The sequence below is a fragment of the Mesorhizobium ciceri biovar biserrulae genome (assembly GCF_001618845.1).
GTDB lineage: Bacteria > Pseudomonadota > Alphaproteobacteria > Rhizobiales > Rhizobiaceae > Mesorhizobium > Mesorhizobium ciceri.
Map to the genome: position 1 here is coordinate 3,373,539 of NZ_CP015064.1, position 23,338 is coordinate 3,396,876.

A 23,338-nucleotide genomic window follows, 5' to 3' on the forward strand; every position below is an offset into this window, starting at 1 on the left:
GGGTTTTGCCACGGCGTGTGCGCAAATGGCTTTCCCGAAACCCGACACAAGCCTGTGATCCTGCCGGTGGCTGCATGCACGCTTGCCAAGCCTTTGCGGTGTTTCTAAAGCTCTGCGCGCCCATGCTTGTATCCAGCCCGGCTTGAGGCCAAAGGAGGTGACGATTGGCCACGGAATTGCCGACCACCGACATGCGCATCAGCGCCGAGGCGATTCGCCACCGCAAGGGCGGCACGCCGATCGTTTGCCTGACCGCCTATACCTATCCCATCGCCCGTCTGCTTGATCACCATGTCGATCTGCTTCTGGTCGGTGACAGTGTCGCCATGGTCCTCCATGGCCACAAGACGACACTGGGTGCCTCGCTGGAGATGATGATCGCGCATGGGCAAGCCGTGATGCGCGGCTCGGCCAGTGCCTGCGTCGTCATCGACCTGCCGGCTGGCAGCTATGAGGTCACGGCAGAACTTGCCGTCGCCTCGGCGCGGCGGGTCGTCGACGAAACCGGCTGCCAGGCGGTGAAGCTCGAAGGCGGCGTCGACATGGTTAGCCAGATCGCGGCCATCGTCGCCGCCGGCATTCCGGTCATGGGGCATATCGGCCTGCAGCCGCAATCGGTCGAGAAGGACGGCGGCTACAAGATCAAAGGCCGCACCGAGGGGGCTGTTGCGGCATTGCTTCGCGATGCGCTCGCCGTCGAGAACGCCGGGGCTTTCTCGGTGGTCATCGAAGGCACGGTCGAGAGGGTCGCCGCCGATATCAGCCGCCGCCTCGCCATTCCAACCATCGGCATCGGCGCCAGCGGCGACTGCGACGGCCAGATCCTGGTCATCGACGACATGGTCGGGCTGACCGTCGATCGCGTGCCGAAATTCGTCAAGGAATACGCCGACCTGCGCAGCGCGATCTCGCATGCCGCAAAGAGCTATGCAGCAGAAGTGCGAAACCGGACCTTCCCGGGCCCCGGCCATGTCTTTTCGGCGACAAACAGCAGGGATGACGCATGAGCCAACCCGTCGTCGTCGACAGCGTTGCCGCACTTCGCACGCAAATCCATGACTGGCGCCGTGACGGCCTTCGTGTCGCCATGGTGCCGACTATGGGCGCTTTGCACGACGGGCACATCTCGCTGGTCAGGATCGCGCTCGAAAAAGCCGAGCGCTGCGTCGTGTCGATCTTCGTCAACCCGACACAGTTCGCGCCGAGCGAAGACCTCGACAAGTACCCGCGCCAACTCGCCCGCGATCTCGACCGGCTCGGCGCGGCAAAGGCCGACCTTGCTTTCACACCGACGGTTGGCGAGATGTATCCCGCCGGCTTCGCCACGAAAATCTCGGTCGGCGGCCCCTCCGCCGGGCTCGAATCGGACTTTCGGCCGACCTTTTTCGACGGCGTCGCCACCGTGGTGGCAAAGCTCCTCCTGCAGGCAACGCCCGACTTTGCGGTCTTCGGCGAGAAGGACTACCAGCAGCTTTGCGTGGTGAGACAGCTCTGCGGCGATCTCGACCTGCCCGTCGAGATCGTCGGCGCCCCGACGATACGCGACGCGCATGGTCTCGCCATGTCGTCACGCAACGCCTATCTCGATGAGGCCGAACTGAAGGTCGCCCGCCAACTCAACGTGATATTGCGCAAAACGGCTGCGGCCCTGGCGGCAGGCGCCCACCAAACCGACGCAACCGAAGAGGCCAGCCGCGACCTCATCGCCGCCGGTTTCCAGAAGGTCGACTATGTCGAGGCACGCGAAAGCCTGACGCTTGCGCCATGGCGTCGAAACCGCGAAGGGCGTCTTCTCGCAGCAGCATGGCTCGGCAAGACCAGGCTAATCGACAATGTGGGGGTTCCCGCTGCCTAGCGAAGGCTCGATCCTCCGCGGCGGATTGCTGCCGCGCCTAGCTCTCGCTCTTTTGCCGGCCGGCCCTGACGATCAGGTGTCCCGCGACGATCCCAACCACCCCGGCAAAGGCTTTCACCAATGCATCGATGAGGCGTGCATGGCGACCGGGATCAATGAGCTGAAGCAGTTCCAGCATGCCGGCGATCACAGCCACAAAGATCACGACTTGATACAGTCGGTTGGGGAAGCCGACCGCGAGGGCGAAGCCCAGCAGGACATAAGCCAAGGCACGCTCGACATTTGCTTCAGCGAGATGCGGCCGCATCTGGATCGGCGACAAGGTCGCGAAAATGATGATGGCGAGCAGCGCCAGCGCCGCAGTGCGGAACAATTTGGTCATGGCCCTTGCATATCCGTGGTGAGCCGGCACGGCAAACGCCGCGATGACGCATGGCCGGGTCGCGGCCGCCATTGCTGCCCGCCAGTGGCCTTCGCCGAACTATTCCTCCGTCGGCATATGCAGATACATCGACTGGATGCCGACACGGCCCGGTCCGGTGAATCGGTTGACGATGAAATTCATGTTGGCGCCGAAGAAGCCGCTCGACAGGCGATCGATCTTGGTTTCCATCCTGACCGAGGCATCCTTGAACAGCCAGCCGCCTGGTTCGATGTCGATGGTTTCGCCGGCGGCGAGCGTCTTTTCGAAGACGTTGCCATAGCCGTGCAGCCAGACGATGCCATCGCCGGAATCACCGCGAAAGCGGTCGATGAAAAAGCCGCTCTGGCCGAACAGCATCGTCGCCAGGCCGCGCACCCGTTCGAAGGTGTAGTCGACATTGCCGGTGGCGGCGAGAAACTGGTGCTCGCGCACCTGGATCTCTTCGCCGTGCCTGAGATGGATCGGCACGATGTGGCCCGGCCCATCGCGGCTGAAGGCAATGATGCCCGCCCCCGACGCCTCGGTGACGAAGATCTGCATGCTGGCCATCATCCGCTTCAGCGCGCCCTTCAGCGATTTCAGGCCGATGGTGATGGTGGAATTCTTCCACAAAAGGATGTGGTGCTCGAAATAGACCGGCATGCGCGTGACATCGACCGAAAGCACCGGCACCAGCTCGCCCGCTATATGATAGGTGACGCCGCCAAAGGTCTCGTCCGACACCTGTGTCGGCATCAGTTCCGGCAAGCTTGGCATGACGATTCCCCAAGCTGCCTCGCATGCCACCGGTCAAACACCGATCATGGCTGGGGTCAGCGGCCACAGCTTTGCGCTCGATATTTGCGCCGTCAAATGAAAGCCGTGCGCTCGAGGGTCCACTCGCAACAACGTGATGCAATCGCGCGATCATCGAGCGCTCAGGCGGTCAGCATCCGCTCAAGAATCAACGCAGCAATACCGGACTGCGCCGGCCCATAATTGTCGGCCCGGCCAATCTCGGCAAAGCCGTTGGCCAGATAGAAGGCGACCGCACGCCTGTTCTGCTCCACGACCTCGATGCGTAGAGAGCGGGCTTCCGGAAAATTCTCGATCACCTCATCGAGCAACATCCCGCCGATACCCCGGCCTTGCAGGTCGGGTGCGACATGGAGCTGTTGCAGGTCGACCACGGTGCCGCCTTCGACGCTTTCGGCATAGGCGACGCCGCCGATGCGCTTGCCGTCGTCGGCGACCAGGAATTCGGCATTCGGCCGCTCAAGGCTAGCTCTCAATTTCGCCGGCGAACACCAATCCTCGATGACCCGGTCGATCCGATCAGGGCCATAGACCGCGTCATAGGTCGTGTGCCAGGTTTCGACCAGCAGCGCCCGGATGGCCGTCAGATCACGTTCACCTGCGGTGCGGACAAACACCGCGCTACTCGATGCCCAGCTTGGTCTTGACGAGGTCGTTGACCGCTTGTGGATTGGCCTTGCCGCCGGTCACCTTCATCACCTGGCCAACGAACCAACCGGCCATGCTCGGCTTGGCGCGCGCCTGTTCGACCTTGTCGGGGTTGGCTGCGATCACCTCGTCTACGGCCTTCTCGATGGCGCCGGTGTCGGTGACCTGCTTCATGCCACGGCTCTCGACCAGCTGGCGCGGATCGCCGCCCTCATTCCAGACGATCTCGAACAGGTCCTTGGCGATCTTGCCGGAAATGGTGCCGTCCTTGATCAGATCGATGACCGCGCCAAGCTGCTCGGGGGAAACCGGAGCGTTTTCAATGTCTTTTCCGGCCTTGTTCAATTGCCCGAGCAGATCGTTGATGACCCAGTTGGCGGCTAGCTTGCCGTCGCGGCCGGCGGCCACCTTCTCGAAATAGTCGGCGATCGGCTTTTCCGAAACCAGGATCGAGGCGTCATAGGCCGACAGGCCGAGCGACGCGATCAGCCGCGCCTTCTTGTCGTCTGGCAGTTCCGGCAATTCCTTGGCCAGCGCATCGACATAGGCCTGGTCGAATTCCAGCGGCAAGAGGTCCGGATCGGGGAAGTAGCGGTAATCATGCGCCTCTTCCTTGGAGCGCATCGAACGCGTCTCGCCCTTGGCGGCGTCGAACAGCCGCGTCTCCTGCTCGATCTTGCCGCCATCCTCGAGAATGGCGATCTGCCGGCGCGCCTCGTAGTCGATGGCCTGGCCGATGAAGCGGATCGAGTTGACGTTCTTGATCTCGCAGCGCGTGCCGAACTCGCCGCCCGGCTTGCGCACCGAAACGTTGACGTCGGCGCGCATCGAACCTTCGTCCATGTTGCCGTCGCAGGTGCCGAGATAGCGCACGATGGTACGCAGCTTGGTGACATAAGCCTTGGCTTCGTCGGCCGAGCGCATGTCGGGCTTGGAGACGATCTCCATCAGCGCCACGCCGGAGCGGTTGAGGTCGACATAGGACATGGTCACATGCTGGTCGTGCATCGACTTTCCGGCATCCTGCTCCAGATGCAGCCGCTCGATGCCGACCTCGATGTCCTCGAATTCGCCCTGACGATCGGGGCCAACGGAAACGATCACCGTGCCCTCGCCGACGATCGGTTGCTTGAACTGCGAGATCTGGTAGCCCTGCGGCAGGTCTGGATAGAAGTAGTTCTTCCGATCGAAGACCGACTTGTGGTTGATCTGCGCTTTCAGCCCAAGGCCGGTGCGGATCGCCTGCTTGACGCATTCCTCGTTGATGACCGGCAGCATGCCGGGCATCGCCGCATCGACCAGGCTGACATTGGCGTTGGGCGCCGCGCCGAAAGCGGTCGAGGCGCCGGAAAACAGCTTTGCTTCCGACGTAATCTGGGCATGGACCTCGAGGCCGATGATGATCTCCCAGTCGCCGGTGGCACCGGAAACAAGGCGCTTGGCGTCGGGCGTGCGGGTGTCGATGAGGGACATGGTGGCCTGCGTATTGGAACTGCGGATAATGCGTTTCGCACACTTTGGTGTGCAACTTCGCTAGTGCAAACCGCCAAAAGAGACAAGCGCCCAAAAAACACAAGCGCAAAGCCGCGGACTGGCCTTTTCAGCCGCGTTCGCCTATAGGAGGTCCATTCCAATGGAGAGTGGATGTCCACTTACGCTCTGTCCCGGTAAGGCCCTGACCTCCTGGCGAGGCAGGGCAGAAAACCTGAAACCCCGTGCCGCGAAGCTTCGCGGCGGCGGCATTTTTTGTTTTCCCGGAAAACTCTCACATGGATATTTCGCGCAGCGCATGACCCCGAAAATCGGTATCGATTTTCGGAAAGGATCATGCGCCAAATCATAAGTGCCACAGCGTCCTTTGCGCGTCCAAGAGGACGCGCGGCGCTGTGGAAACAGCGCATCCTGCACCTGCTCGCGCAGGGCGGACGCATTGAAATCGAAAAGAACGAGAAGAAACGGATCGCCTCCGTCAAATGCCTGACCCGCGACGGCTGGCATTATCCGGGCGTCGATCTCGAGCTGTTTCGAAAACTGAAGCGGAAGAAGGCTGTTTCTTCGTCTGACGGTGGACCCTACCGCATCACCCGGCGCGGGCTCGCACTCGTCCGCTCCGAACTCGACAACAGGTAACCACGGCTCCGCCGGTCGGTTCTCCGGCCGGCGGTTCGCCTCACCGCTCAGGCGGTGGCGATGTAGGCTCTGATCTCGTCGGCCTCGCGCTCGACATCCTCGATGCGGCGCTTGACCACGTCGCCAATGGACACGATGCCATCGAGCATGCCGTCCTTTTCCACCGGCAGATGGCGGAAGCGGCCTCGGGTCATGATCTCCATCACCTCGTTGACGGTGTGGTTTTCGTTGCAGATCTTCACTTTCGGCGTCATCGCCGAACGCACGGGGATATCGAGCGCGGCTCCACCTTCGCGGGCGACAACCCGGACGATGTCGCGCTCTGACAGGATGCCGACGATCTTGCGATCGCCATTGGTGATGACCAGCGCCCCGATCTTGTGCTCTGCCAGGATACGGATGGCTTCGCTAAGCTTTTCGTTCGGCCCGAGCGTCAACACGTCATGGCCTTTTCTCTCGAGAATTGCCTTAACCGTCATGGCGTCCTCCTCTGCTTTGCCTGCCGGTTCCTGCCCTGACCGGCCTTCACGTAAGAGTGAACATCGTGCGCCGTGATCGGTTGCATTTCAAGTGTGGTGGTCGGCCGTCTCCCATTCGGGCGCCTGCCATCGCCTGTCGAACCAGCGCAGGCCGAGGAAGCCGGCGACAAAGCCGCCAATATGGGCCTCCCAGGCGATCTGGCCGTCTACCCCCGGGGCAAAACCGAGCAGGCCGGTGGCGAGATTGATGACCATCCACATGGCAAGGAAAATCACGACACCGCGTAAGCGCAACACGAATGCGATCGGCAGCACCGGGCCGGCGAAGGCGGCTTTGCCGGCCGAACGATCGGTGCGGAAGCCAAAACGCGCCGCAGCCCCCATCATGCCTGATATCGCACCGGAAGCCCCGACCAGCGGCGCCTCACCGTAAGGATGCAGTGCCCAGAAAAGCGCGACCGAAGCCAGCCCGGTTGCGGCAAAGAACAGCGCGAACCACAGCGTTCCCAGACGGTTTGCCAATGGTGAACCAAACGCGGCGAGCCACACCATGTTGATGGCGATATGGGCAAAGCCGCCATGCATGAACGCGTAGGTGAAGGGCCGCGAAAACAGGAACCAGTCGAAGCCGTATTGCCCGGTGTAGAGAACGGGGATGAAGGCCCCGTCATACAGCAATGTCATCTGCTGGGATTCGCTCAACACATATTGCTGCAACAGATAGACGACGACGCAGATGCCGATCACCGCCAGCACGACGGGCGGCAGGTTGAACACCGGCTCGCGCCGCGGCTCGGGCGCGCCCTCGAGCGGGTCGGCTTCCGAGGGAATTGCCGGTTCACTCATTTGAAATTGCACTCCCTGCGGGATTCCAGGTTCGAGCATCTAGATTAACGCGGACCGAACAGCAAACCGCGAATCATCTGGCGCGAATCAAAAAAGAAGCCGTTCAAGGTTTCCCTTGAACGGCCGGTCGAGCCCCCTGCTCCCCTAAAACTCTGACTGAAGTGCTGCCGATCGTCGCGAAACGACCGCTTCTGGAGTGGTTTTTGTGTGCCACGGGGCTGGCTCAGACGCAACGTAAACCACTTGTTAACCTTAACGACCCCGACCCGTGAACAAGTGTTAACGACGCTGGCACGCTTCCTGCTCCGCAACGCATGTAGGTCCTCGGAGGGCGCCCTTCTGTTCACCGATGGGACATCAGACGACAGATTGCGCGGAGCAGCATAGCATGAACCAGAATGGATCGATCACGCTGTTCCAATATTGGAACCGCCTGCGTGATGGACGCCCCGCCCCGAAGCGTTCGGAGGTCGAACCGGCCGACATCAAGTCGCTGCTGGCCGACACCTTTATCCTGGAACGTGACACGCGCGGACAGGCCGTATTCCGGCTGGCCGGCACAAGGCTTTGCGCCTGCTACGGCCGCGAGCTCAAGGGGTTTTCCTTTCCATCGCTGTGGCGCGAGAAGGACCAGCGGCTCGTCTCGCGCCTGATCCATGGCGTGTTCGAGCAGAAATCGGTCGTGCTCATCAGCTATGAGGGCTTCAGCCGCAACGGGCGCTCCAATAAGTTCGAACTGCTTGCCCTGCCGCTGGACGGCGGCGTCGAAAATCCGCGCTGCCTGGGCGTCATCAGCGCCGTGGAGAAACCCTTCTGGCTGGGTGCCGATCCGATCACCGATGCGTTGATCGATTCAATCCGCGTCATAGATCCGGAGAAGGAGCTTCTGAACAATCGCCCGGCGATCGATGTTCCCTCGCTTGTTCCCGATGAACTTGGGGCACCCGAGACGATCTCGGCGCTCGGCCGGGTGCGTCGCATCCGTCATCTCGTCGTCTTCGATGGCGGGCGCGAGGAATAGTCCGCTGTTTTTTGAGACCTGATGCACGTCGCCCAAAACTGCGCGGCGGTTTTGGCACCACGGCCTGCAAAAAGGAAAACGCTGGAGCGCCCGCTTTTCCCCTTTGTTAACCCGCTTTGTTGTACTTCTGTGATGAAGTTCCTCGCATCGGCGCGCGGGATGCCAAACGGGGTGTAGGCAGTCATGAGGTCAGCGGCGGTCGACTATGCGCCGTCCCAAGCTGAAAGGCGAAACTTTCAGCGCGTCCGGGTTAAAATTTACGGACGCTTCATGCTGGAAGACCGCACCGAACATCCCTGCCAGGTCGTCGACATGTCACCGGGCAATGTTGCGTTTCGCACCGACCGCATCGGCATGCCCGGCGAAAAAATCATCGCCTACATCGATCATATCGGCCGCATCGAAGGCGTCGTCACACGCACCCTGCAGGACGGTTTCGCGATGACCGTCATTGCATCGGATCGCAAGAAGGACAAGCTGGCCGCGCAATTGACCTGGCTGGCCAACAAGCATGAACTCGACCTGCCGGAAGATCGCCGCCACGAGCGCGTCGCACCGCGCAATCCGACAAGCGTGCTGCAGCTCACCGACGGCCGCCAGTACCAGTGCCGCATCATCGACCTTTCGCTCTCCGGCGCCGCTGTCGAAATCGACGTCAAACCGGCGATCGGCATCCAGGTCATGCTTGGCACCATGCGCGGGCAGGTCGTGCGTCATTTCGAGGATGGCGTCGCCATCGAATTCGCTGTGATCCAGCGTCCCGAAACGCTTGATTCCGAATTCAACACGCCACGCGCCTGAGCAGGCCCGACAGCAACATTCCAGGAACCGGCCCTTGCGGCCGGTTTTTTGTTTCTGGGAGCTTGTTTCTGGGAGCGCTCCGCGCCCGAGGTGGGAGCCTTCAGATCCAAACGAATTAATACTCAAATGATTCAAATTTTACGTTTATTCTATTGGAGTTTTACTCAATATCTACTTCGCGCTTTTGCGTCAAATAAATCCACACGTGGCAATGTCTCCTTCGAACGGGGAGACTACAACAATGAAGAAAACGAGGGGCAAGCTGTTGCTGGCGGCAATGGCGATGCAGCTTTCCGCTTGGGGATCAGCATATGCCGCGGGACCGGCCTATATGCACACCGGTGGACGCACCACCCAGCCTGTTGGTCACTATGAGTTCTGCCAGCGCATTCCCGGCGAATGCAGCGAACGGACCCCCAGGGGTGCGCCGGTCGAACTGACCCGCAAGCTGTGGGCGACGATCGTCAACATCAACAATTCGGTCAACACCCGCATCAAGCCGCGCACCGACATGGAAAACTACGGTGTCGAGGAATATTGGGCCTATCCGGCCAATGGCTATGGCGATTGCGAGGATTACGCGCTGGAAAAGCGCCGCGAGTTGATGGATGCGGGCGTCCCCGCCGGCAATCTGCTGATGACGGTGGCGCGCCAGCCGAATGGCGACGGCCACGCGGTGCTGACCGTGCGCACCAGCCTCGGAGAATTCATCCTCGACAATCTTGAGACCAAGGTCCTGTCCTGGACGGACACCGACTACACCTATCTCAAGCGCCAGTCGGACCAGAATTCCGGCGTTTGGGTGACGATCAATGACGGCCGCTCCGACGCGGTCGCCAGCGTCCGCTAAAACAGAGCTCAAGCGCGCCGCGTGAATGCGAGGCGCTTCAGGAGAAACCCGGTCGAGTCCCCACCCTCCCCGTCCCCAACGACCGGGTGAAAGGAGCCGGCCCCGTCCCCGGGCCGGCTCCGCCATTTCTGGCTATGGCCGTTCGAAAACCAATCAGGTTCCGAGAAATCTGCGTTGCAAAAGGTCAGCTATTGCGGTGCGGTGGGCTTGTCCACCAGCCTCTCAACCAGTCGCCTGAGTTCCGAAGGTGTCGTGTGACCGCCGACGATCTCATGGTAACTGATGCCAGCACGTCGCAGCGCTTCCTTTTTGACCGCATCACGTGCTGCTGCTGTGCCTTGGTGATGCGCATGGCCTTGGTATTCGAGCGCATGTCGAGGCAGACAAGTCTCGTCCACAAGAAGAAGGTCCACTCGTTTCGAGTTGATGCAGCTGTAGGCGTCAGCGTTCGCGCTGCGCAAAATTTCGCCCAGTGACACTTGGGCCATCACCTGCCATCCCGGATTGCAGCTGATCACCATGCGATCAAGTTCCTTGAAGACGCGCACTTCACTCCTGTTGAGGAGCGGTTGAATAGTGAAGCTCGCACCCATGACGATCCGCAACTGGTCAGCAGGATCAATCGGTTTCGGTGGCGCGGAAACAGGCTTCGGGGCAACCCATAGGCCGCTAAGAATGTCGCCCCCTCTGCGCTCTCTCGCCCAGCGCCTGCTATTGCTCTCCCTCCATGCCTGCCTCCGTTTCCTCGATAGGAGACGTTCCAAGGCCATACCAATGAAGACGCCAGCTAACAGAATGCAAATTAGCGAAAGAATTTGCTGCGTTTGCTCACTGAGCTGGAATGGCATGCCGGAAAGCTACCTCCGCGATGCAGATTATTATTCAGCGATGACTTATATCAGCAATCCGTGAAATGTTATGCGCATCGTCGACCTACTGGACGCATCGGACGACCGCCTTTCCACGCGCAGGGGATCGGGGCAATATAGGCCGTTGGTTTTCGCCTTCTGGAACACGGCGATGTTGGAAATCCCGGAAGATCGATGCGAGCGTCATCGCCTCTTCAAGGCGATCGACGATGCCTTCAAGGCCGGCGACTTCGACGGCCTCGGTCTAGCCTTGGGCGGCTCTTCGCGCTGGTTCGACGAGCGCATGCCGTTTGAGTTCGGCCTTGGGCATCCGCTGGAATATGCGATCTATTGGAGTCCCGTCGGCTTCATCTCGACCTTGCTGGATGCGGGCTCGGATCCGAATTATCAGGATCATGGCGGGTTTCCGTCCATCATTGCGGCGCTGTCCACCGATCGCGCCAATAGGCTGGACATCGTGCGGGTGCTGATCGAAGCTGGCGCCGACCCCAACATGCGGGGCGTCAACGACTGGACTCCGCTGCACTATTCGGTGGCCATCCGCAGTGTCGATGCGATCCGTCTGCTTTTGGCGGCGGGCGCCGACCCGGCGCTCGAAACCCGCATCGATGACTACAGGACCGCGATCGAGGAAGCCGAGATTGCCGGCTTTGAAGGCGGTGCTTCCTTGCTGCGCGATGCGATGGCTGGGCGCAACTGACGAACAGTGAGTTGAGGCGCTAAGAAACCAGCAAATGCCAGGCTAGCCTCAAACCTTCTTCAACCCCGCCTTGAAGCGCTTGCCGTTGGCGACATAATGCGCCGCCGAGCCGCGCAACCTTGCCACGGCCGCGTCGTCCAGCACCCTGATCGCCTTGGCGGGCGAGCCGACGATCAGCGAATTGTCCGGGAATTCCTTGCCCTCGGTAACCAGCGCACCGGCGCCGACCAGGCAATTCCTGCCGATTTTCGCGCCGTTCAGCACGATGGCGCCCATGCCGATCAGGCTGTTGTCGCCGATCGTGCAGCCATGCAGCAAGGCGCGGTGGCCGATCGTGCAGCCTTCGCCGATCGTCAGCGGGAAACCGGGATCGGTGTGCATGACCGTATGTTCCTGCACGTTGGTGTCGGCACCGATGACGATGGGCTCATTGTCGCCGCGGATGACGGCGCCGAACCAGAAGCCGGCATTGCGTCCGACCCTGACGTCGCCGATCAGCGTCGCATCGGGCGCGATCCAGTTCGAGTCCGCATCGGCGAAGCTGGGCTCTGTTCCATCGATCGCATAAAGCGGCATTTCTGGTCTCCGAATCGTCTCAAGCTGGCAGCTCGGACCCTAGGAGACGGACCGACCATGAGGCAATGGCAAGCACGACGACGCCCAGCGCCAAGGTCCACGCAATTGCCGTGCAGCCGCAGGACATCAGCGCCAACGTTGAAATGCGGCGCTGACGCCGGGCATCGATGGCGTCGTTGACCAGCATGAACGGTCCCGCACAGGCCGTGGCGAGGAGCGAGCGCAAGACATGTGACGGCGACACATAGGGTTCGGTGAAGGCGACCTTGCGGCCCGACACCAGTTCCATGGCCGATCCGGCCAGCCCGCAGGCCGTCAACCCGACGGCAAAAGCAAAGAGTGTGAGTTCCAGCGGTCCCATCTTAACTTTCCATTTACCATGAAATTGCACAGTCGTTCCATGCAGGCTGCAAGAGCCATGCCGTGCGATGTGTGCCGCCCGGGGACACTGGAGGCGGACGGGCGGCCCGAGATCCGAGGACTGAGATGAAGCAGGCAGCGCTCGCCAACGAACTCACCGTGGTCGATTCCACGCTGATGAAGCGGGTGCTCTACGGGTTCGCGGCGCTCGCCCTGTTGTCGGTGGCGATCAGCCTTGCCGGCAAATGGTTCGGCCATTCGATCGCCATGGCCGGATACACCGACGACGCAACGGCCCACCAGGTGGTGATCGGCAACAATGTCATCACGGTCCCGGCCAATGCCATCCGTTTCGCCCAGGCCCGGCGCGACGGCATCGCCTCGCGGCTCGACCTCTATCTGCGCTATCCCCAGATGGACGGCTACAGCGAGGCCGCGCGAGATGATTTCAACCATACGGGGACAGCCAAAAGCATCGTCTTCCTGTCCTTCGAACAGCAGATGATGTCGCGTGACATGAGCGGCCGCTTCGCGCCGATCTACAGCGCGCTGATCACCCGACCCGGCACTGCCGGGCCTGGCGGCACGATGATTTATGGTTTCAACGAGAAATCAGGCTATCTGAACGAGGTGCTGGTTGTCGGCAATCGCCCCGGCAAGGAGCCGTTCGTGGCCCGTTGCCTGAGCGGGCCGAGTGCCGACCAATCGCTGGCGCCTTGCGAGCGCGACATCCAGGTCGGCGACGAACTCAGCCTCACCTATCGCTTCCCAAGGGAGTTTCTGGGCGATTGGCAGGCGCTCGATGCGGCAATCGCCACTGAAGCCGGGCGCGTTCTGAAGGCGGGACGTTAAGAACGCTTCAAGGGAACCCGGCTGGCCGGCTCCATGAAGCCGGCCGACCGCAAGATTTTCTGGCTCAGGCCAGATCGATGTCGAGAATCGCCATCGAAAAATTGTAGTCGCCGTCGTCCTCGTCCTTGAAGACGATGCCGAGGAATTCGTCGCCGACATAGACCTCGGCCGAATCGTCCTTGCGCGGCCGCGCCTTGACCTCGAGCCTGGGGTTTTGGAAGACGCGCTTGAAATAGGCGTCCAGCTTTCTGATTTCGTCCGGCTTCAACAGTCTTCTCCGATCATCGGGCTTGCTCGTTCGAACGCGCTTCTGGCACGTCGACAATGGCGATGTAAAGGCAAGCGGCCTGATTAAGGTCTGTTGATATTCACGTGAGGCCGGCCTGCAAATGGCGGTTTCCTGCGCTTCCCCGTTCTACCGCGTCGCGGTAGAACTGTGCTCACGTACCCAAACGTACGCTCCGCTCCGGTTCTCGGAACCCACCATTTTCGGCTCGGCCTGACCTGAATCTCAAAAGACCTTGGGCGAGAACAATCGCCCATGTCTGCCCACGGCCTCAGGCAGCGGACATATGACGATCAGATGTCGAAACTGACGACCTGATCCATCGTCTGCGACGGCAAAAGCTGGTCCATCTGGCGCGACGGCTGATCGCAGCCGGTCTCGCCGACGACGCGGGCCGGCACGCCGGCAACCGTCTTGTTGTGCGGCACAGGCGACAGCACCACCGAGCCGGCCGCTATCTTCGAGCAATGGCCGATTTCGATGTTGCCGAGTATCTTGGCGCCGGCGCCGATCAGCACGCCGTAGCGGATCTTGGGGTGGCGGTCGCCGCCGGCCTTGCCGGTGCCGCCCAGCGTCACGCCATGCAGGATCGACACGTCATCCTCGATGACCGCGGTCTCGCCGACCACGAGGCCGGTTGCGTGGTCGATGAAGATGCCCTTGCCGATGCGGGCGGCCGGGTTGATGTCGGTCTGGAAGACCGAGGACGAGCGGCTCTGCAGATAGAGCGCGAAATCCTTGCGCCCCTGGTTCCACAGCCAATGCGCCAGCCGATGGGTCTGGATGGCGTGGAACCCCTTGAAATAGAGCACCGGCATGATGAAGCGGTCGCAGGCAGGATCGCGATCGTAATAGGCCTGGATGTCGACACGTACCGTCGTCGGCCACTCCTTGTCGTCGGCCAGCATGGACTTGAAGGTCTGGCGGATGAGATCGGAGCCGATGTCCTGGTGCGCCAGCCGCTCGGCCAGCCGATGAATGACTGCTTCTTCCAGGCTGTCCTGGTTGAGGATGGTCGAATAGAGGAATGCAGCGAGCAGCGGGTCGCGGTTGACAGCCTCCATGGCCTCGTCGCGGATCGAACGCCAGATCGGATCGACCGGCTTCAATGCGCTGTGTCGGGAAATGCTGATGCTGTTCATCGCCGTCTCGTCCTGCGTCCTGCCTGGCCTGCCTGTTGTGCTTGCCTGTTGCCTGGCCGCACATATAAGCCAGATCATAGCACGATTGAACTCAATTTTCCTTAGTGCTTTGTCAAATGGATTTGGTTCGCGGGAATTCAAGCAGCCATGGAAAACGAACCCTTGATCGACGACGCGCTGAAAAGCGAGCTCTCAGCACTCTACCGGGCACAGGGCCGCCACTACCACAACCTTGCCCATATCGAGGCGATGCTGGCGCTGGCTGGCGACTATCGAAGGTTGCTGGCCGATCCCGAGGCGATCGAAGCGGCGATCTGGTTCCACGATGCCGTCTATGACAGCAAGGCCAAGGACAATGAGGCGCAAAGTGCCGCCCTTGCCGAAAAAAAGCTGGCGGGCCGCGCAGCTCCTTCACGTCTCGACCGCATCTCGGCAATGATCGTCGCCACCGCCACGCACCAGGTGCCGCCGTTCGACGACGCGACGGCCACACGGGACGCAAGTCTTTTCCTGGATATGGACCTGTCGATCCTGGGTGCCGCACCGGACGCCTTCGACGCCTATGAGCGCGCCGTGCGGCGCGAGTACCACTGGGTGGAGGAGCCGATGTGGCGAGCCGGACGCAGTGCGGTCTTGAAGAGTTTCCTCGCCCGCCCGCATATCTTCCACACGCAAGAGTTTCGCCAGCGCTTCGAACCGCAGGCCCGGGAAAACATCGCGCGATCGCTGGCGGCCCTTGCAAACGGCTAAGGACAATCAGGATAGGCGCCTATCACGATGCCAAGCAGCCTCGTCCCCGACTACGGCACTGCTTCTCGCTGCCCTGGCCCTCCGCTCAGAGCGGATTTTCGGCATAGAACTCCAGCACGCGCTGCTTGAAGGTCTTGTCCCCGACGGCAAGCATATGATCGCGGCCCTCGATGTGGAAGGCCCTGGCGTTCGGCATCAAGGCTGCAAGCTCATCGGGCGAGCCGCCTATGTCGTCGGTGGTTCCGACGGCGACCAGCGTCGGCTGGGCGATGCGGGCAACATCCTGCTCGCTCAGCAATTCGCGCGATTTGGCGATGCAAGCCGCCAAGGCACGGCGATCGCTGCGGGTCTGGTCGGCGAAGGCGCGAAACGACCGGCCGCGCGGATGGCTGGTCGCGGCCGGATCTTCGGCAAGCAGCGCGTCGGCAATCGGATCCCAATCGCCGACACCGTCGATCATGCCGATGCCGAGGCCGCCGAAGACCAGCGTCGCCACCTTGTCCGGATCGGACAGCGCCATGAACGCCGCGATGCGCGCGCCCATCGAATAACCCATGACGTGGGCGCGCTCGATGCCGAGATGGTCGAGCAAGGCAGTGGCATCGGAGGCCATCTTGACCGGCGTATAGTCGGCCTCATCATAGCTCTTGGACGACGCGCCGTGGCCGCGATTGTCAAAGGCGATGGCGCGGTAACCGGCATCGTTCAGCGTCTTGAACCAGCCGGGCGACACCCAGTTGACATAGTGGCTCGAAGCGAAGCCGTGGATCATCAGCACCGGATCGCCCTCGCCCGATTCCGGCTGGCGCTCGAGGAAAGCAAGATCGAAGCCGTCATGGGTGAAAAACTGCATCAGCGACCCCGCTTGCGCACTCAACCGCCACCGCCATTGGGTGCATCGCCATTGTCGGCGGGCGGCATGCTCGGGCCGGACACCGTGCCCACCGCCGGATGGCGCAAAAGGTCGCCATACTCGATGCCGTTCCTGGCGGCAGTGCCGGCCTTGAGCTCGAGCACGAAGCGCACCGGTACACCAGGCGAAATGACGGCGTCTGATTGCGGCTCGCCGTGCTTGACCGCCCGGATCTTGCCATCCTGGCCGACAAAAATCAGATCAAGCGGCATCGGGGTGTTGTGCATCCAGAAGCCAACCTGCTGCTGGACCTCGAAGACGAACAGCATGCCGTGGTTGTCCGCCATATCCTGGCGATACATCAAGCCAGCCTCGCGCTCCGCGGCGGTGTCGGCGACTTCGATGGAGAAAGAGCGATCACCGCCTTTCGTCACCACGACCAATGGCGCCGGATCGGCCGGAAGGATCATTGCCCGGCTGTCCGCCGAGGTCGGCTTTTCGGAATAGAAGTAACCACCGGCGGCGGCGATGAAGGCAATCGCGCACATCGCGCCCGCGGTCAGCCAGTTCCTGTAAGCCATTCGAGATCCTCGGCCGGAAACGCCCTAGTGCGAGACCGGCAAGGTCCCCATATCGGGGTGAATTTCGGCGGCCATAAGGCCTTTGTCGCCGCGCCCGAAACGAACCAGCACGACCTGTCCGGGCCGAAGCTCGGTGATACCGTAACGGCGCAAGGTCTCCATATGGACGAAGATGTCCTCGGTACCCTCGCCGCGGGTGAGAAAACCAAACCCCTTGGTGCGGTTGAACCATTTCACCAAGGCGCGTTCGAGACCGCTCTCCGGCGTCACAGCGACATGGGTGCGCTGCTCCTGCATCTCGGCCGGGTGGACCGCGGTGGTGACATCCATGGAGAGCACACGGAAGGCCTGCAATCCGCGCTCGCCATGCTTGACGAGGCAGACCACGCGTGCGCCTTCCAGCGCCGTCTGAAAGCCGTCTCTTCGAAGACATGTCACATGAAGGAGGATGTCGCCCGAGATGCCGTCATCCGGGAGGATGAAACCATAACCCTTGGCCACATCGAACCACTTGATGGCGCCGGCTACTTCGAGCAGATCAGAAGCGTCGCCGCCTTCGTCACGCTGCAAGGCGTCGCCAAGGGTTCCGTCCCGCCCCATGAAAGAGGCCTTTTCCCCCATAAGAATGCCCCCTCTTTTCAAGAACACCGCAACTGATTCTTGCCAACAGATTAACACTGCGGCTTCCGGTGTGTGCAAGACCTGCCGTGCCTTTTTTCACGGTTCATTGGGGCAATACCGGATTTGTTCTTTGCCGGCATTGCGCACCGCCGCACGATTGCCCTTTGACAGGGCCGACCCTATGTTGCGCCGCAACGCAATTTATCGAGGAAATCACATGCGCTATCTGCACACCATGATCCGCGTCGCCGACGTCGATGCCTCGCTCGACTTCTACTGCAATAAGCTCGGCCTCAAGGAAGTGCGCCGCTACGAAAACGAGCAGGGCCGCTTCACGCTGATCTTCCTCGCCGCACCGGAAGACGAGGAGAGCGGCATCAATGAAAAGGCACCGCTGGTCGAACTGACCTACAATTGGGATCCCGAAGACTACAAGGGCGGGCGCAATTTCGGCCACCTCGCTTATGAGGTCGACGACATCTACGCCACCTGCCAGCATCTGATGGACAATGGCGTCACCATCAACCGGCCGCCGCGCGACGGCAACATGGCTTTCGTCAAGTCGCCGGACGGCATCTCGATCGAGCTTTTGCAGAAAGGCCCGGCCAAGGCCAAGGCTGAGCCTTGGGCTTCGATGGCGAACACCGGAAGCTGGTAGCCGATCACGCTGTCTTGAGCGGACAATGCCAGGCTGATGAGCCCGCTACCGTTTGGTTTTTCAGGGGCGGCGCCTATCTGTCTGGCTGAGGCGCCAGGCTTGGCCGGCGCCCAGCCATGCAAAAGGCGCTTGCCCAGGAGAATTCATGCCGACCAGCCATGCCGACGTCGCCACCGAACATGCCAGCCGCTACCTGCAGCAGTTGTGCAAGCACTGGGCACACAAATTCCCGGTCGAGTTCGATCCCACCCATGGCACCATCGATCTCTCAATGGGCCGTACCGTCATGGCTGCCGATGCCGCAGCGCTGCATGTCACGGTGTCGACTGACGAAGCAGGATCGATCGAGCGCCTGGAAAACGTTGTCGCCGATCACATCAAGCGCTTTGCTTTCCGCGAAGAACTGACCTTCGACTGGAAGCCAACTCCCGCCTAGCCGGCGAACTACTTCTTACCGGCGTGTGCGGCCATCTCCAGCAGCGCCTGCACCGAGCGCCAATTGCGCGCGGTACCCGGCACTTTCAGCGTGCGCGGGATCAGCCCGGCAAACACCGATTTGCCCAGCCCATTCGGTGCGCTGAGGTAGAGCACATCGCCCTTGATCTCGAAGCGTTCGGGGCCGGTGCACTTTTCGGTCAGCCGCGCCACCTCATCGGCGGTCGGCTCGCGTTCCAGCACATAGGCGTGCAGCTTCGTGTGGTCCGCGGCAATTTCCGGATAGGGATTTTCGCGCACCAGCTTCTCGAACCAGGAGAGATCGCGCACCATGATGCGCGAATGGAACCCCCATTTCTTCTCGAAGGCTGCTTCGAGCAGTTTCGCCAGTGCCGCCGCGTCGCCTTTCTTCGCCCGGAACACGGCATTGCCGCTCTGCACGTAGGTGGCGACGTCGGAAAAGCCGAGGCCCTCGAAGAACGACCGCAGCTCCGCCATCTTGACGATGCGGTTGCCGCCGACATTGATGCCGGAAAACAGCGCGACGAAGATTTTTCCCGGATCAATCATCCGATCGCTCATATTATGAACCCGGCCAGTGTCTCGTTGTCGGTGATGTCCTGATACTGAACGCCCTCGGCCTCGAACTTCGCCTTGAGCCGATCGAAATTGCGACGGTCCCTGGTTTCGATGCCGATCAGCACCGAACCAAAATTGCGCGCCGATTTCTTCAGATATTCGAAACGGGCGATGTCGTCGTCGGGTCCGAGCAGTTCGAGGAAATCGCGCAGCGCGCCCGGCCGCTGCGGAAAACGGATGATGAAGTATTTCTTCAAACCCTCGAAGCGCAACGCCCGTTCCTTGACGTCCGGAAGCCGCTCGAAATCGAAATTGCCGCCCGAAACCACGGCGACGATGGTCTTGCCCCTGATCTCCTTCTTGGAGAAATCCTTGAGCGCATCGATCGCCAACGCGCCAGCCGGCTCCAGCACGACGCCTTCGACGTTGAGCATCTCGATCATGGTGGCGCAGAGCCTGTTTTCCGGGATTAGCCGCACCGTGTCGGCCGGAAAATCCTTGAGATGACGCAACGGCTCGCGGCCGATCTCGGCCACCGCGGCGCCATCGACGAAATTGTCGACCTTGGCGAGCTTGAGCCGTTTCCCCGCCGCGAGGCTCTCGCGCAGGCTCGGCGCGCCTGCCGGTTCGCAGAAGACGAAGCGTGCTTCCCTGCCCTGATCGGCGAAATAGTGGGTGACGCCCGCGGCAAGTCCGCCACCGCCGACCGGCAGCATGACGATATCGGGCATGCGGGCGCCCGGCATCTGGTCCGCGATCTCGTAGGCGACGGTTGCCTGGCCCTCGATGATGTCCTTGTGATCGAAAGGCGGCACCATATGGGCGCCGGAACTGTCGGTGAATTCCAGGGCAGCGCGATAGCAATCGTCGAAGAAATCGCCGACCAGTCTGATCTCGATGAAATCGCCGCCGAACAGCCTGGTCTTGTCGATCTTCTGCTGCGGCGTCGTCACCGGCATGAACACGACGCCTCGCCTGCCGAAATGGCGGCAGACGAAAGCAAAGCCCTGCGCGTGGTTGCCGGCGGACGCGCAGACGAACAGTTCGGCCTCGTTGCCCGCAGCGAGCGTCTTGCGGAAGAAATTGAAGGCGCCGCGGATCTTGTAGGAGCGGACCGGCGACAGATCCTCGCGCTTCAACAGCACCCGCGCACCGGTCTTTTTCGACAGATAGTCGTTTTCCTGTAGCGGCGTTTCAGGGAAGATCTGGCGGATCGCGGCGGCAGCGGCAGCAACGCGGGAAGAGAAACTGTTCATCGGAAACCACCCCTGGGGAAAATCACCTTGCGTTGCATGCTGTCCGCGGATCTCTATCATTAATCGGGTCGCGAACGTTCGGTTGTTGAGCGCCATGACCAGGTGCGGCGCGAGCCCGCCTATCACATATCCGGCTCCGCAGCGCCATCGTCCATCATTTACGTCCTTCCGGGCGGAAATTTTGCGAAATATTTTCAGCTACTTGCGGGTGCATTCTCATGCCCCCTCGCATCGGGCGGTATGAAATCGCTATCTCCGCGGGGATTGGAGGGCCGGCGGCGACGCCGCTCATTGCGCACATCACGCAGCCGTTTCCCGCCATTTTGGCTTTCGCGCAACACTGCGATGGCCGCAGCGGGGCGCCGATCACATTTCGACTCGACAGGACTTAGTTCTGCCGCACTCTGCCTGTCCGGGAGGTATCGTGAGGATAGACAGGCCTTTCGGCCGGAGTTGGAAATTCAGGCGTGCCTTTGAAGAAGATTTTTACCGTTGTCCTGGCCTTGTTCGTCGCCGGCTGCGCCGGCCAGCAAACACAGGAATTGCTTGGCAGCGCCATGGTGTCGGCGCCGGTGACGGAGATCGCCGGCAACCACTCGATCTTCATCGCCACGACGCGCAAGAAATCCGACGATCCCAACAAGGTTTTCGACGGCGAACGGTCGGCGACGCTGAACTATGCCCGCGTCAACGTCACCGTTCCGGGGCTTCACAAGACCGGCCAGATCGAGCGCCGCTCGCGCGGCAAGTCGGACGACCCGGCCAAATATTTCATGGCCTCCGAGGTCGTCGGCTACGACACGCAGCCGAAATTCTCCAGCGCGCTCAACGCCGACATCGCGGCGCGCGGCGGCCGCGTCATGGTCTTCGTGCATGGCTACAACACCGGCTTCGATGCCGCCGTCTATCGCCTGACCCAGATCGTCCATGATTCCGGCTATCCCGGCACGCCCGTGCTGTTTTCCTGGGCATCGGGCGCCAGGACCACCGACTATGTCTATGACAAGGAAAGCGCCAGCGCTGCCCGCGACCAACTGGAAGTGACGCTCAGGATGCTGGAGCAGTCCGGCGCGCGGCGCATCGACATCGTTGCACATTCGCTCGGAACCTGGGTCACCATGGAAACGCTGCGCCAGATGGCCATCACCGGCGATCGCGATCTCGGCGGCAAGCTCGGCGACGTGGTGCTGGCCTCGCCCGACATCGATGTCGACGTGTTCAAGAGCCAGATGCGGCGCTATGGCAAGCCCGACAAGCCGTTCATCCTGCTGTTATCGGACGACGACCGTGCGCTGCGGCTCTCCGGCCTGATCGCCGGTTCACGGCCGCGTGTCGGCGATTACAAGGACGCCGCCGATCTTGCCTCCTATGGCGTGACGGTCGTCGACCTGTCCAAGGTCAAGGGATCGGACAGCTTCAATCATACGAAATTCGCCGACAATCCGACGCTGGTGAAGATGATCGGCCAGCGGCTGCGCGAGGATGACGGCTTTGCCAGCGACCGTGATGTCACCGACCGCATCAGCCTGCTTGGTCAATAGGTGCGGTCCAGCGGCTTTCGCCGTGCCTGCCCGGCATCGCGGGCGTATGGATTCACTTTGAACTGGACCGCGCCGGTCTCTGGCCTTATCGGAATAGCCAGCGACGTCACGCGTTTGACGTCCCCTTTTGCGGGAGCCTGCGTGTGACCGTGCGTTCGAAGAGCTACCTCGTCGTTGCATTGGCGCTCGCTGTCACCGGCTGCGCTGGCGGAAAAACGCACGACCTGCTCAACAGGACGACGGTCTCGGTGCCCGCATCCGACATCGCGGCCACGCATGAAATCTTCGTCGCCACCACCCGCCAGAGGGCAACAAAAGAGCCGCGACAGGTTTACGACGGCGATCGCTCGCTGACCACCAGCTTTGCCCGTGTCGACGTCACCGTTCCCAAAAGCCATCAGGTCGGCGCCATCGAGCGGGCCAAGGGATCGGCAAACAGCAATCCTGCCAAGGATTTTACCGCCAAGGACGTCACTTTCTATGAGGGCGCGCCCCAGTTCGCCAAAGCGGTCGGCGCCGACATTTCCATGCGCGGCGACCGTGCGCTGGTTTTCGTGCACGGCTTCAACAACGGTTTTGACGACGGCATCTACCGGCTGACGCAGATCGCCCACGACACCAAATATCCCGGCACCCCGGTGCTGTTCTCATGGGCTTCGAGCGGCAAGACCACGGGTTATATCTACGACAAGGAAAGCGCCAACGCAGCGCGCGACGACCTCGAGGCGACGCTCCGGATGCTGGCCAAGACAAAGGTCAAGAGCATCGACATCATCGCCCATTCGATGGGAACCTGGGTGACCATGGAGGCGCTGCGCCAGCTTGCCATCACCGGCGACCGGGATCTCGGCGGCAAGCTCGGCTATGTCATCCTGGCCTCGCCCGACATCGATGTCGACGTCTTCAAGAAGCAGATGATCCGCTACGGCAAACCCGACAAGCCGTTCGCCATCCTGCTCTCTGCGGATGACCGGGCTCTCAAGCTCTCGTCCCTGATCTCGGGCGACAAGCCGCGCGTCGGCGACTACGGCAACGCTGCAGACCTCGCCAGCTATGGCGTGTCGGTGGTCGATCTTTCCCAGGCCAAGGGCGGCGACCGCCTCAACCACGCCAAATTCGCCGACAACCCGATGCTGGTGCAACTGCTCGGCGACCGGCTGCGGGCGCCGGCGGGCCTCGCCTCGGACGAACCCGACCCGACACAGCTCAACAATCTCGGCCAGGGCCTCGGCAAGGCCGTCGGCTCGGTCGCAGAGATCGTCATCACCACGCCGTTCAAGGTGCTGACCATCGCCACCGGCGGGTGAGCCAGCGGGCGGCATTGGCCCTAGGATTGTTGAGATTCGGGTCAGGCCGAGCCGAAAGTGGTGGTTTTCGAGAACCGGAGCGGAGCGTACTTAAGTACGTGAGCACCGGAAGCGCAGAAAATC

The 23,338-nt window shown here is 61.6% G+C and carries 29 protein-coding genes; 13 read left to right on the forward strand and 16 right to left on the reverse strand.

The window, feature by feature from the left end; translation table 11 throughout:
• Nucleotides 1-191 precede the first annotated feature (191 nt).
• Together panB and panC are read left to right on the forward strand one after the other, a co-directional pair.
• A complete protein-coding gene (panB, locus tag A4R29_RS15710; RefSeq protein ID WP_063173700.1) occupies nucleotides 192-1,007 on the forward strand; it encodes a 3-methyl-2-oxobutanoate hydroxymethyltransferase in 816 nt (271 codons plus the stop codon).
• Nucleotides 1,004-1,855 carry a pantoate--beta-alanine ligase gene (gene panC / locus A4R29_RS15715; protein WP_063172300.1) on the forward strand — a complete coding sequence of 284 codons (852 nt, stop codon included), beginning with the start codon at nucleotides 1,004-1,006 and terminating at the stop codon, nucleotides 1,853-1,855. Before panB ends, panC begins: the two co-directional genes overlap by 4 nt.
• A 37-nt stretch (nucleotides 1,856-1,892) precedes the next feature.
• Here panC and A4R29_RS15720 read toward each other — a convergent pair whose 3' ends face one another.
• From A4R29_RS15720 to gatB, 4 genes are all read right to left on the reverse strand, one after another.
• Entirely contained in the window at nucleotides 1,893-2,237 is a 345-nt protein-coding gene (locus A4R29_RS15720; protein ID WP_063170249.1) for a VanZ family protein, read from the reverse strand.
• Between the two features lie 99 nt (nucleotides 2,238-2,336).
• A complete protein-coding gene (locus tag A4R29_RS15725; RefSeq protein WP_063172301.1) occupies nucleotides 2,337-3,035 on the reverse strand; it encodes an AIM24 family protein in 699 nt (232 codons plus the stop codon).
• A 161-nt stretch (nucleotides 3,036-3,196) separates the two neighbouring features.
• Nucleotides 3,197-3,691: a GNAT family N-acetyltransferase gene (locus A4R29_RS15730; protein WP_063168096.1), complete on the reverse strand. Its 495-nt coding sequence runs from the start codon at nucleotides 3,689-3,691 to the stop codon at nucleotides 3,197-3,199.
• Nucleotides 3,692-3,695: 4 nt separating this feature from the next.
• A complete protein-coding gene (gene gatB, locus A4R29_RS15735; RefSeq protein ID WP_063172302.1) occupies nucleotides 3,696-5,195 on the reverse strand; it encodes an Asp-tRNA(Asn)/Glu-tRNA(Gln) amidotransferase subunit GatB in 1,500 nt (499 codons plus the stop codon).
• Nucleotides 5,196-5,549: 354 nt separating this feature from the next.
• On the opposite strand from gatB, the gene A4R29_RS15740 reads away from it, so the two are divergent.
• Nucleotides 5,550-5,852: a YjhX family toxin gene (locus A4R29_RS15740; RefSeq protein WP_013531345.1), complete on the forward strand. Its 303-nt coding sequence runs from the start codon at nucleotides 5,550-5,552 to the stop codon at nucleotides 5,850-5,852.
• A 47-nt stretch (nucleotides 5,853-5,899) separates the two neighbouring features.
• Here the strand turns inward: A4R29_RS15740 and A4R29_RS15745 are convergent, their stop codons facing one another.
• Nucleotides 5,900-6,331: a CBS domain-containing protein gene (locus A4R29_RS15745; protein WP_013531344.1), complete on the reverse strand. Its 432-nt coding sequence runs from the start codon at nucleotides 6,329-6,331 to the stop codon at nucleotides 5,900-5,902.
• An 87-nt stretch (nucleotides 6,332-6,418) separates the two neighbouring features.
• On the reverse strand, nucleotides 6,419-7,177 hold the full coding sequence (locus A4R29_RS15750) for a rhomboid family intramembrane serine protease (RefSeq protein WP_063172303.1): 759 nt from the start codon (nucleotides 7,175-7,177) through the stop codon (nucleotides 6,419-6,421).
• Nucleotides 7,178-7,565: 388 nt separating this feature from the next.
• On the opposite strand from A4R29_RS15750, the gene A4R29_RS15755 reads away from it, so the two are divergent.
• From A4R29_RS15755 to A4R29_RS15765, 3 genes are all read left to right on the forward strand, one after another.
• Entirely contained in the window at nucleotides 7,566-8,198 is a 633-nt protein-coding gene (locus tag A4R29_RS15755) for a PAS domain-containing protein (protein WP_024503876.1), read from the forward strand.
• A gap of 183 nt (nucleotides 8,199-8,381) precedes the next feature.
• A complete protein-coding gene (locus A4R29_RS15760; protein ID WP_013531341.1) occupies nucleotides 8,382-8,999 on the forward strand; it encodes a PilZ domain-containing protein in 618 nt (205 codons plus the stop codon).
• A gap of 241 nt (nucleotides 9,000-9,240) precedes the next feature.
• Entirely contained in the window at nucleotides 9,241-9,849 is a 609-nt protein-coding gene (locus tag A4R29_RS15765) for a transglutaminase-like cysteine peptidase (protein WP_063172304.1), read from the forward strand.
• Between the two features lie 188 nt (nucleotides 9,850-10,037).
• Here the strand turns inward: A4R29_RS15765 and A4R29_RS15770 are convergent, their stop codons facing one another.
• A complete protein-coding gene (locus A4R29_RS15770) occupies nucleotides 10,038-10,697 on the reverse strand; it encodes a DUF2726 domain-containing protein (RefSeq protein WP_063172305.1) in 660 nt (219 codons plus the stop codon).
• Between the two features lie 172 nt (nucleotides 10,698-10,869).
• On the opposite strand from A4R29_RS15770, the gene A4R29_RS15775 reads away from it, so the two are divergent.
• On the forward strand, nucleotides 10,870-11,418 hold the full coding sequence (locus A4R29_RS15775) for an ankyrin repeat domain-containing protein (RefSeq protein ID WP_063173701.1): 549 nt from the start codon (nucleotides 10,870-10,872) through the stop codon (nucleotides 11,416-11,418).
• Nucleotides 11,419-11,466: 48 nt separating this feature from the next.
• On the opposite strand, the gene A4R29_RS15780 is transcribed toward A4R29_RS15775, so the two are convergent.
• Both A4R29_RS15780 and A4R29_RS15785 read right to left on the reverse strand, forming a co-directional pair.
• A complete protein-coding gene (locus A4R29_RS15780) occupies nucleotides 11,467-11,994 on the reverse strand; it encodes a gamma carbonic anhydrase family protein (protein WP_027160406.1) in 528 nt (175 codons plus the stop codon).
• Between the two features lie 19 nt (nucleotides 11,995-12,013).
• Nucleotides 12,014-12,355, reverse strand: a complete 342-nt coding sequence (locus tag A4R29_RS15785; RefSeq protein ID WP_063168099.1) for a DUF6949 family protein — start codon at nucleotides 12,353-12,355, stop codon at nucleotides 12,014-12,016.
• A 125-nt stretch (nucleotides 12,356-12,480) separates the two neighbouring features.
• Here A4R29_RS15785 and A4R29_RS15790 point away from each other — a divergent pair, with 125 nt between their 5' ends.
• Nucleotides 12,481-13,206 carry a hypothetical protein gene (locus tag A4R29_RS15790; protein WP_024503873.1) on the forward strand — a complete coding sequence of 242 codons (726 nt, stop codon included), beginning with the start codon at nucleotides 12,481-12,483 and terminating at the stop codon, nucleotides 13,204-13,206.
• Nucleotides 13,207-13,270: 64 nt separating this feature from the next.
• On the opposite strand, the gene A4R29_RS15795 is transcribed toward A4R29_RS15790, so the two are convergent.
• A complete protein-coding gene (locus tag A4R29_RS15795; protein ID WP_027160407.1) occupies nucleotides 13,271-13,474 on the reverse strand; it encodes a DUF3126 family protein in 204 nt (67 codons plus the stop codon).
• A 311-nt stretch (nucleotides 13,475-13,785) separates the two neighbouring features.
• Nucleotides 13,786-14,634 (reverse strand): serine O-acetyltransferase, encoded by an 849-nt coding sequence (gene cysE / locus A4R29_RS15800; RefSeq protein ID WP_013531333.1) that lies wholly within the window; start codon nucleotides 14,632-14,634, stop codon nucleotides 13,786-13,788.
• 147 nt (nucleotides 14,635-14,781) lie between these two features.
• On the opposite strand from cysE, the gene A4R29_RS15805 reads away from it, so the two are divergent.
• Nucleotides 14,782-15,384, forward strand: a complete 603-nt coding sequence (locus A4R29_RS15805) for an HD domain-containing protein (protein WP_063172306.1) — start codon at nucleotides 14,782-14,784, stop codon at nucleotides 15,382-15,384.
• 85 nt (nucleotides 15,385-15,469) lie between these two features.
• Here A4R29_RS15805 and A4R29_RS15810 read toward each other — a convergent pair whose 3' ends face one another.
• Genes A4R29_RS15810 through A4R29_RS15820 form a run of 3 tightly spaced genes read right to left on the reverse strand, consistent with a single transcriptional unit; the run spans nucleotide 15,470 to nucleotide 17,439 of the window.
• A complete protein-coding gene (locus A4R29_RS15810; protein ID WP_063172307.1) occupies nucleotides 15,470-16,237 on the reverse strand; it encodes an alpha/beta fold hydrolase in 768 nt (255 codons plus the stop codon).
• Between the two features lie 20 nt (nucleotides 16,238-16,257).
• On the reverse strand, nucleotides 16,258-16,818 hold the full coding sequence (locus A4R29_RS15815; RefSeq protein WP_063172308.1) for a DUF192 domain-containing protein: 561 nt from the start codon (nucleotides 16,816-16,818) through the stop codon (nucleotides 16,258-16,260).
• Between the two features lie 24 nt (nucleotides 16,819-16,842).
• Nucleotides 16,843-17,439 carry a cold-shock protein gene (locus tag A4R29_RS15820; RefSeq protein ID WP_063168103.1) on the reverse strand — a complete coding sequence of 199 codons (597 nt, stop codon included), beginning with the start codon at nucleotides 17,437-17,439 and terminating at the stop codon, nucleotides 16,843-16,845.
• A gap of 217 nt (nucleotides 17,440-17,656) precedes the next feature.
• Between A4R29_RS15820 and gloA the strand changes: the two genes are divergently transcribed.
• Entirely contained in the window at nucleotides 17,657-18,097 is a 441-nt protein-coding gene (gene gloA / locus A4R29_RS15825) for a lactoylglutathione lyase (protein ID WP_063172309.1), read from the forward strand.
• A gap of 145 nt (nucleotides 18,098-18,242) precedes the next feature.
• Complete coding sequence (locus A4R29_RS15830) at nucleotides 18,243-18,533, forward strand: DUF2218 domain-containing protein (RefSeq protein WP_063172310.1); 291 nt, start codon at nucleotides 18,243-18,245, stop codon at nucleotides 18,531-18,533.
• A gap of 8 nt (nucleotides 18,534-18,541) precedes the next feature.
• Here A4R29_RS15830 and A4R29_RS15835 read toward each other — a convergent pair whose 3' ends face one another.
• Both A4R29_RS15835 and ilvA read right to left on the reverse strand, forming a co-directional pair.
• On the reverse strand, nucleotides 18,542-19,102 hold the full coding sequence (locus A4R29_RS15835; protein WP_063173702.1) for a DUF1697 domain-containing protein: 561 nt from the start codon (nucleotides 19,100-19,102) through the stop codon (nucleotides 18,542-18,544).
• An 8-nt stretch (nucleotides 19,103-19,110) separates the two neighbouring features.
• Nucleotides 19,111-20,367, reverse strand: coding sequence for a threonine ammonia-lyase IlvA (gene ilvA, locus A4R29_RS15840; RefSeq protein ID WP_013531325.1), 1,257 nt, complete (start codon nucleotides 20,365-20,367; stop codon nucleotides 19,111-19,113).
• A 467-nt stretch (nucleotides 20,368-20,834) separates the two neighbouring features.
• Here ilvA and A4R29_RS15845 point away from each other — a divergent pair, with 467 nt between their 5' ends.
• Complete coding sequence (locus A4R29_RS15845; protein ID WP_013531324.1) at nucleotides 20,835-21,908, forward strand: alpha/beta hydrolase; 1,074 nt, start codon at nucleotides 20,835-20,837, stop codon at nucleotides 21,906-21,908.
• Between the two features lie 143 nt (nucleotides 21,909-22,051).
• Nucleotides 22,052-23,215, forward strand: a complete 1,164-nt coding sequence (locus tag A4R29_RS15850) for an alpha/beta hydrolase (RefSeq protein WP_024503865.1) — start codon at nucleotides 22,052-22,054, stop codon at nucleotides 23,213-23,215.
• Nucleotides 23,216-23,338: the final 123 nt, after the last annotated feature.

Bases quoted from the DNA above. Each gene is read 5' to 3' on its own strand.
- gloA (WP_063172309.1), top strand. From the start codon at position 17,657: ATGCGCTATCTGCACACCATGATCCGCGTCGCCGACGTCGATGCCTCG.
- A4R29_RS15770 (WP_063172305.1), bottom strand. From the start codon at position 10,697: ATGCCATTCCAGCTCAGTGAGCAAACGCAGCAAATTCTTTCGCTAATT.
- A4R29_RS15820 (WP_063168103.1), bottom strand. From the start codon at position 17,439: ATGGGGGAAAAGGCCTCTTTCATGGGGCGGGACGGAACCCTTGGCGAC.
- ilvA (WP_013531325.1), bottom strand. From the start codon at position 20,367: ATGAACAGTTTCTCTTCCCGCGTTGCTGCCGCTGCCGCCGCGATCCGC.
- A4R29_RS15740 (WP_013531345.1), top strand. From the start codon at position 5,550: ATGCGCCAAATCATAAGTGCCACAGCGTCCTTTGCGCGTCCAAGAGGA.
- A4R29_RS15760 (WP_013531341.1), top strand. From the start codon at position 8,382: ATGAGGTCAGCGGCGGTCGACTATGCGCCGTCCCAAGCTGAAAGGCGA.
- panB (WP_063173700.1), top strand. From the start codon at position 192: ATGCGCATCAGCGCCGAGGCGATTCGCCACCGCAAGGGCGGCACGCCG.
- A4R29_RS15725 (WP_063172301.1), bottom strand. From the start codon at position 3,035: ATGCCAAGCTTGCCGGAACTGATGCCGACACAGGTGTCGGACGAGACC.
- A4R29_RS15835 (WP_063173702.1), bottom strand. From the start codon at position 19,102: ATGATTGATCCGGGAAAAATCTTCGTCGCGCTGTTTTCCGGCATCAAT.
- A4R29_RS15780 (WP_027160406.1), bottom strand. From the start codon at position 11,994: ATGCCGCTTTATGCGATCGATGGAACAGAGCCCAGCTTCGCCGATGCG.
- A4R29_RS15785 (WP_063168099.1), bottom strand. From the start codon at position 12,355: ATGGGACCGCTGGAACTCACACTCTTTGCTTTTGCCGTCGGGTTGACG.
- A4R29_RS15810 (WP_063172307.1), bottom strand. From the start codon at position 16,237: ATGCAGTTTTTCACCCATGACGGCTTCGATCTTGCTTTCCTCGAGCGC.
- A4R29_RS15765 (WP_063172304.1), top strand. From the start codon at position 9,241: ATGAAGAAAACGAGGGGCAAGCTGTTGCTGGCGGCAATGGCGATGCAG.
- A4R29_RS15755 (WP_024503876.1), top strand. From the start codon at position 7,566: ATGAACCAGAATGGATCGATCACGCTGTTCCAATATTGGAACCGCCTG.
- A4R29_RS15805 (WP_063172306.1), top strand. From the start codon at position 14,782: ATGGAAAACGAACCCTTGATCGACGACGCGCTGAAAAGCGAGCTCTCA.
- A4R29_RS15720 (WP_063170249.1), bottom strand. From the start codon at position 2,237: ATGACCAAATTGTTCCGCACTGCGGCGCTGGCGCTGCTCGCCATCATC.
- A4R29_RS15790 (WP_024503873.1), top strand. From the start codon at position 12,481: ATGAAGCAGGCAGCGCTCGCCAACGAACTCACCGTGGTCGATTCCACG.
- A4R29_RS15830 (WP_063172310.1), top strand. From the start codon at position 18,243: ATGCCGACCAGCCATGCCGACGTCGCCACCGAACATGCCAGCCGCTAC.
- A4R29_RS15750 (WP_063172303.1), bottom strand. From the start codon at position 7,177: ATGAGTGAACCGGCAATTCCCTCGGAAGCCGACCCGCTCGAGGGCGCG.
- A4R29_RS15815 (WP_063172308.1), bottom strand. From the start codon at position 16,818: ATGGCTTACAGGAACTGGCTGACCGCGGGCGCGATGTGCGCGATTGCC.
- panC (WP_063172300.1), top strand. From the start codon at position 1,004: ATGAGCCAACCCGTCGTCGTCGACAGCGTTGCCGCACTTCGCACGCAA.
- gatB (WP_063172302.1), bottom strand. From the start codon at position 5,195: ATGTCCCTCATCGACACCCGCACGCCCGACGCCAAGCGCCTTGTTTCC.
- cysE (WP_013531333.1), bottom strand. From the start codon at position 14,634: ATGAACAGCATCAGCATTTCCCGACACAGCGCATTGAAGCCGGTCGAT.
- A4R29_RS15745 (WP_013531344.1), bottom strand. From the start codon at position 6,331: ATGACGGTTAAGGCAATTCTCGAGAGAAAAGGCCATGACGTGTTGACG.
- A4R29_RS15775 (WP_063173701.1), top strand. From the start codon at position 10,870: ATGTTGGAAATCCCGGAAGATCGATGCGAGCGTCATCGCCTCTTCAAG.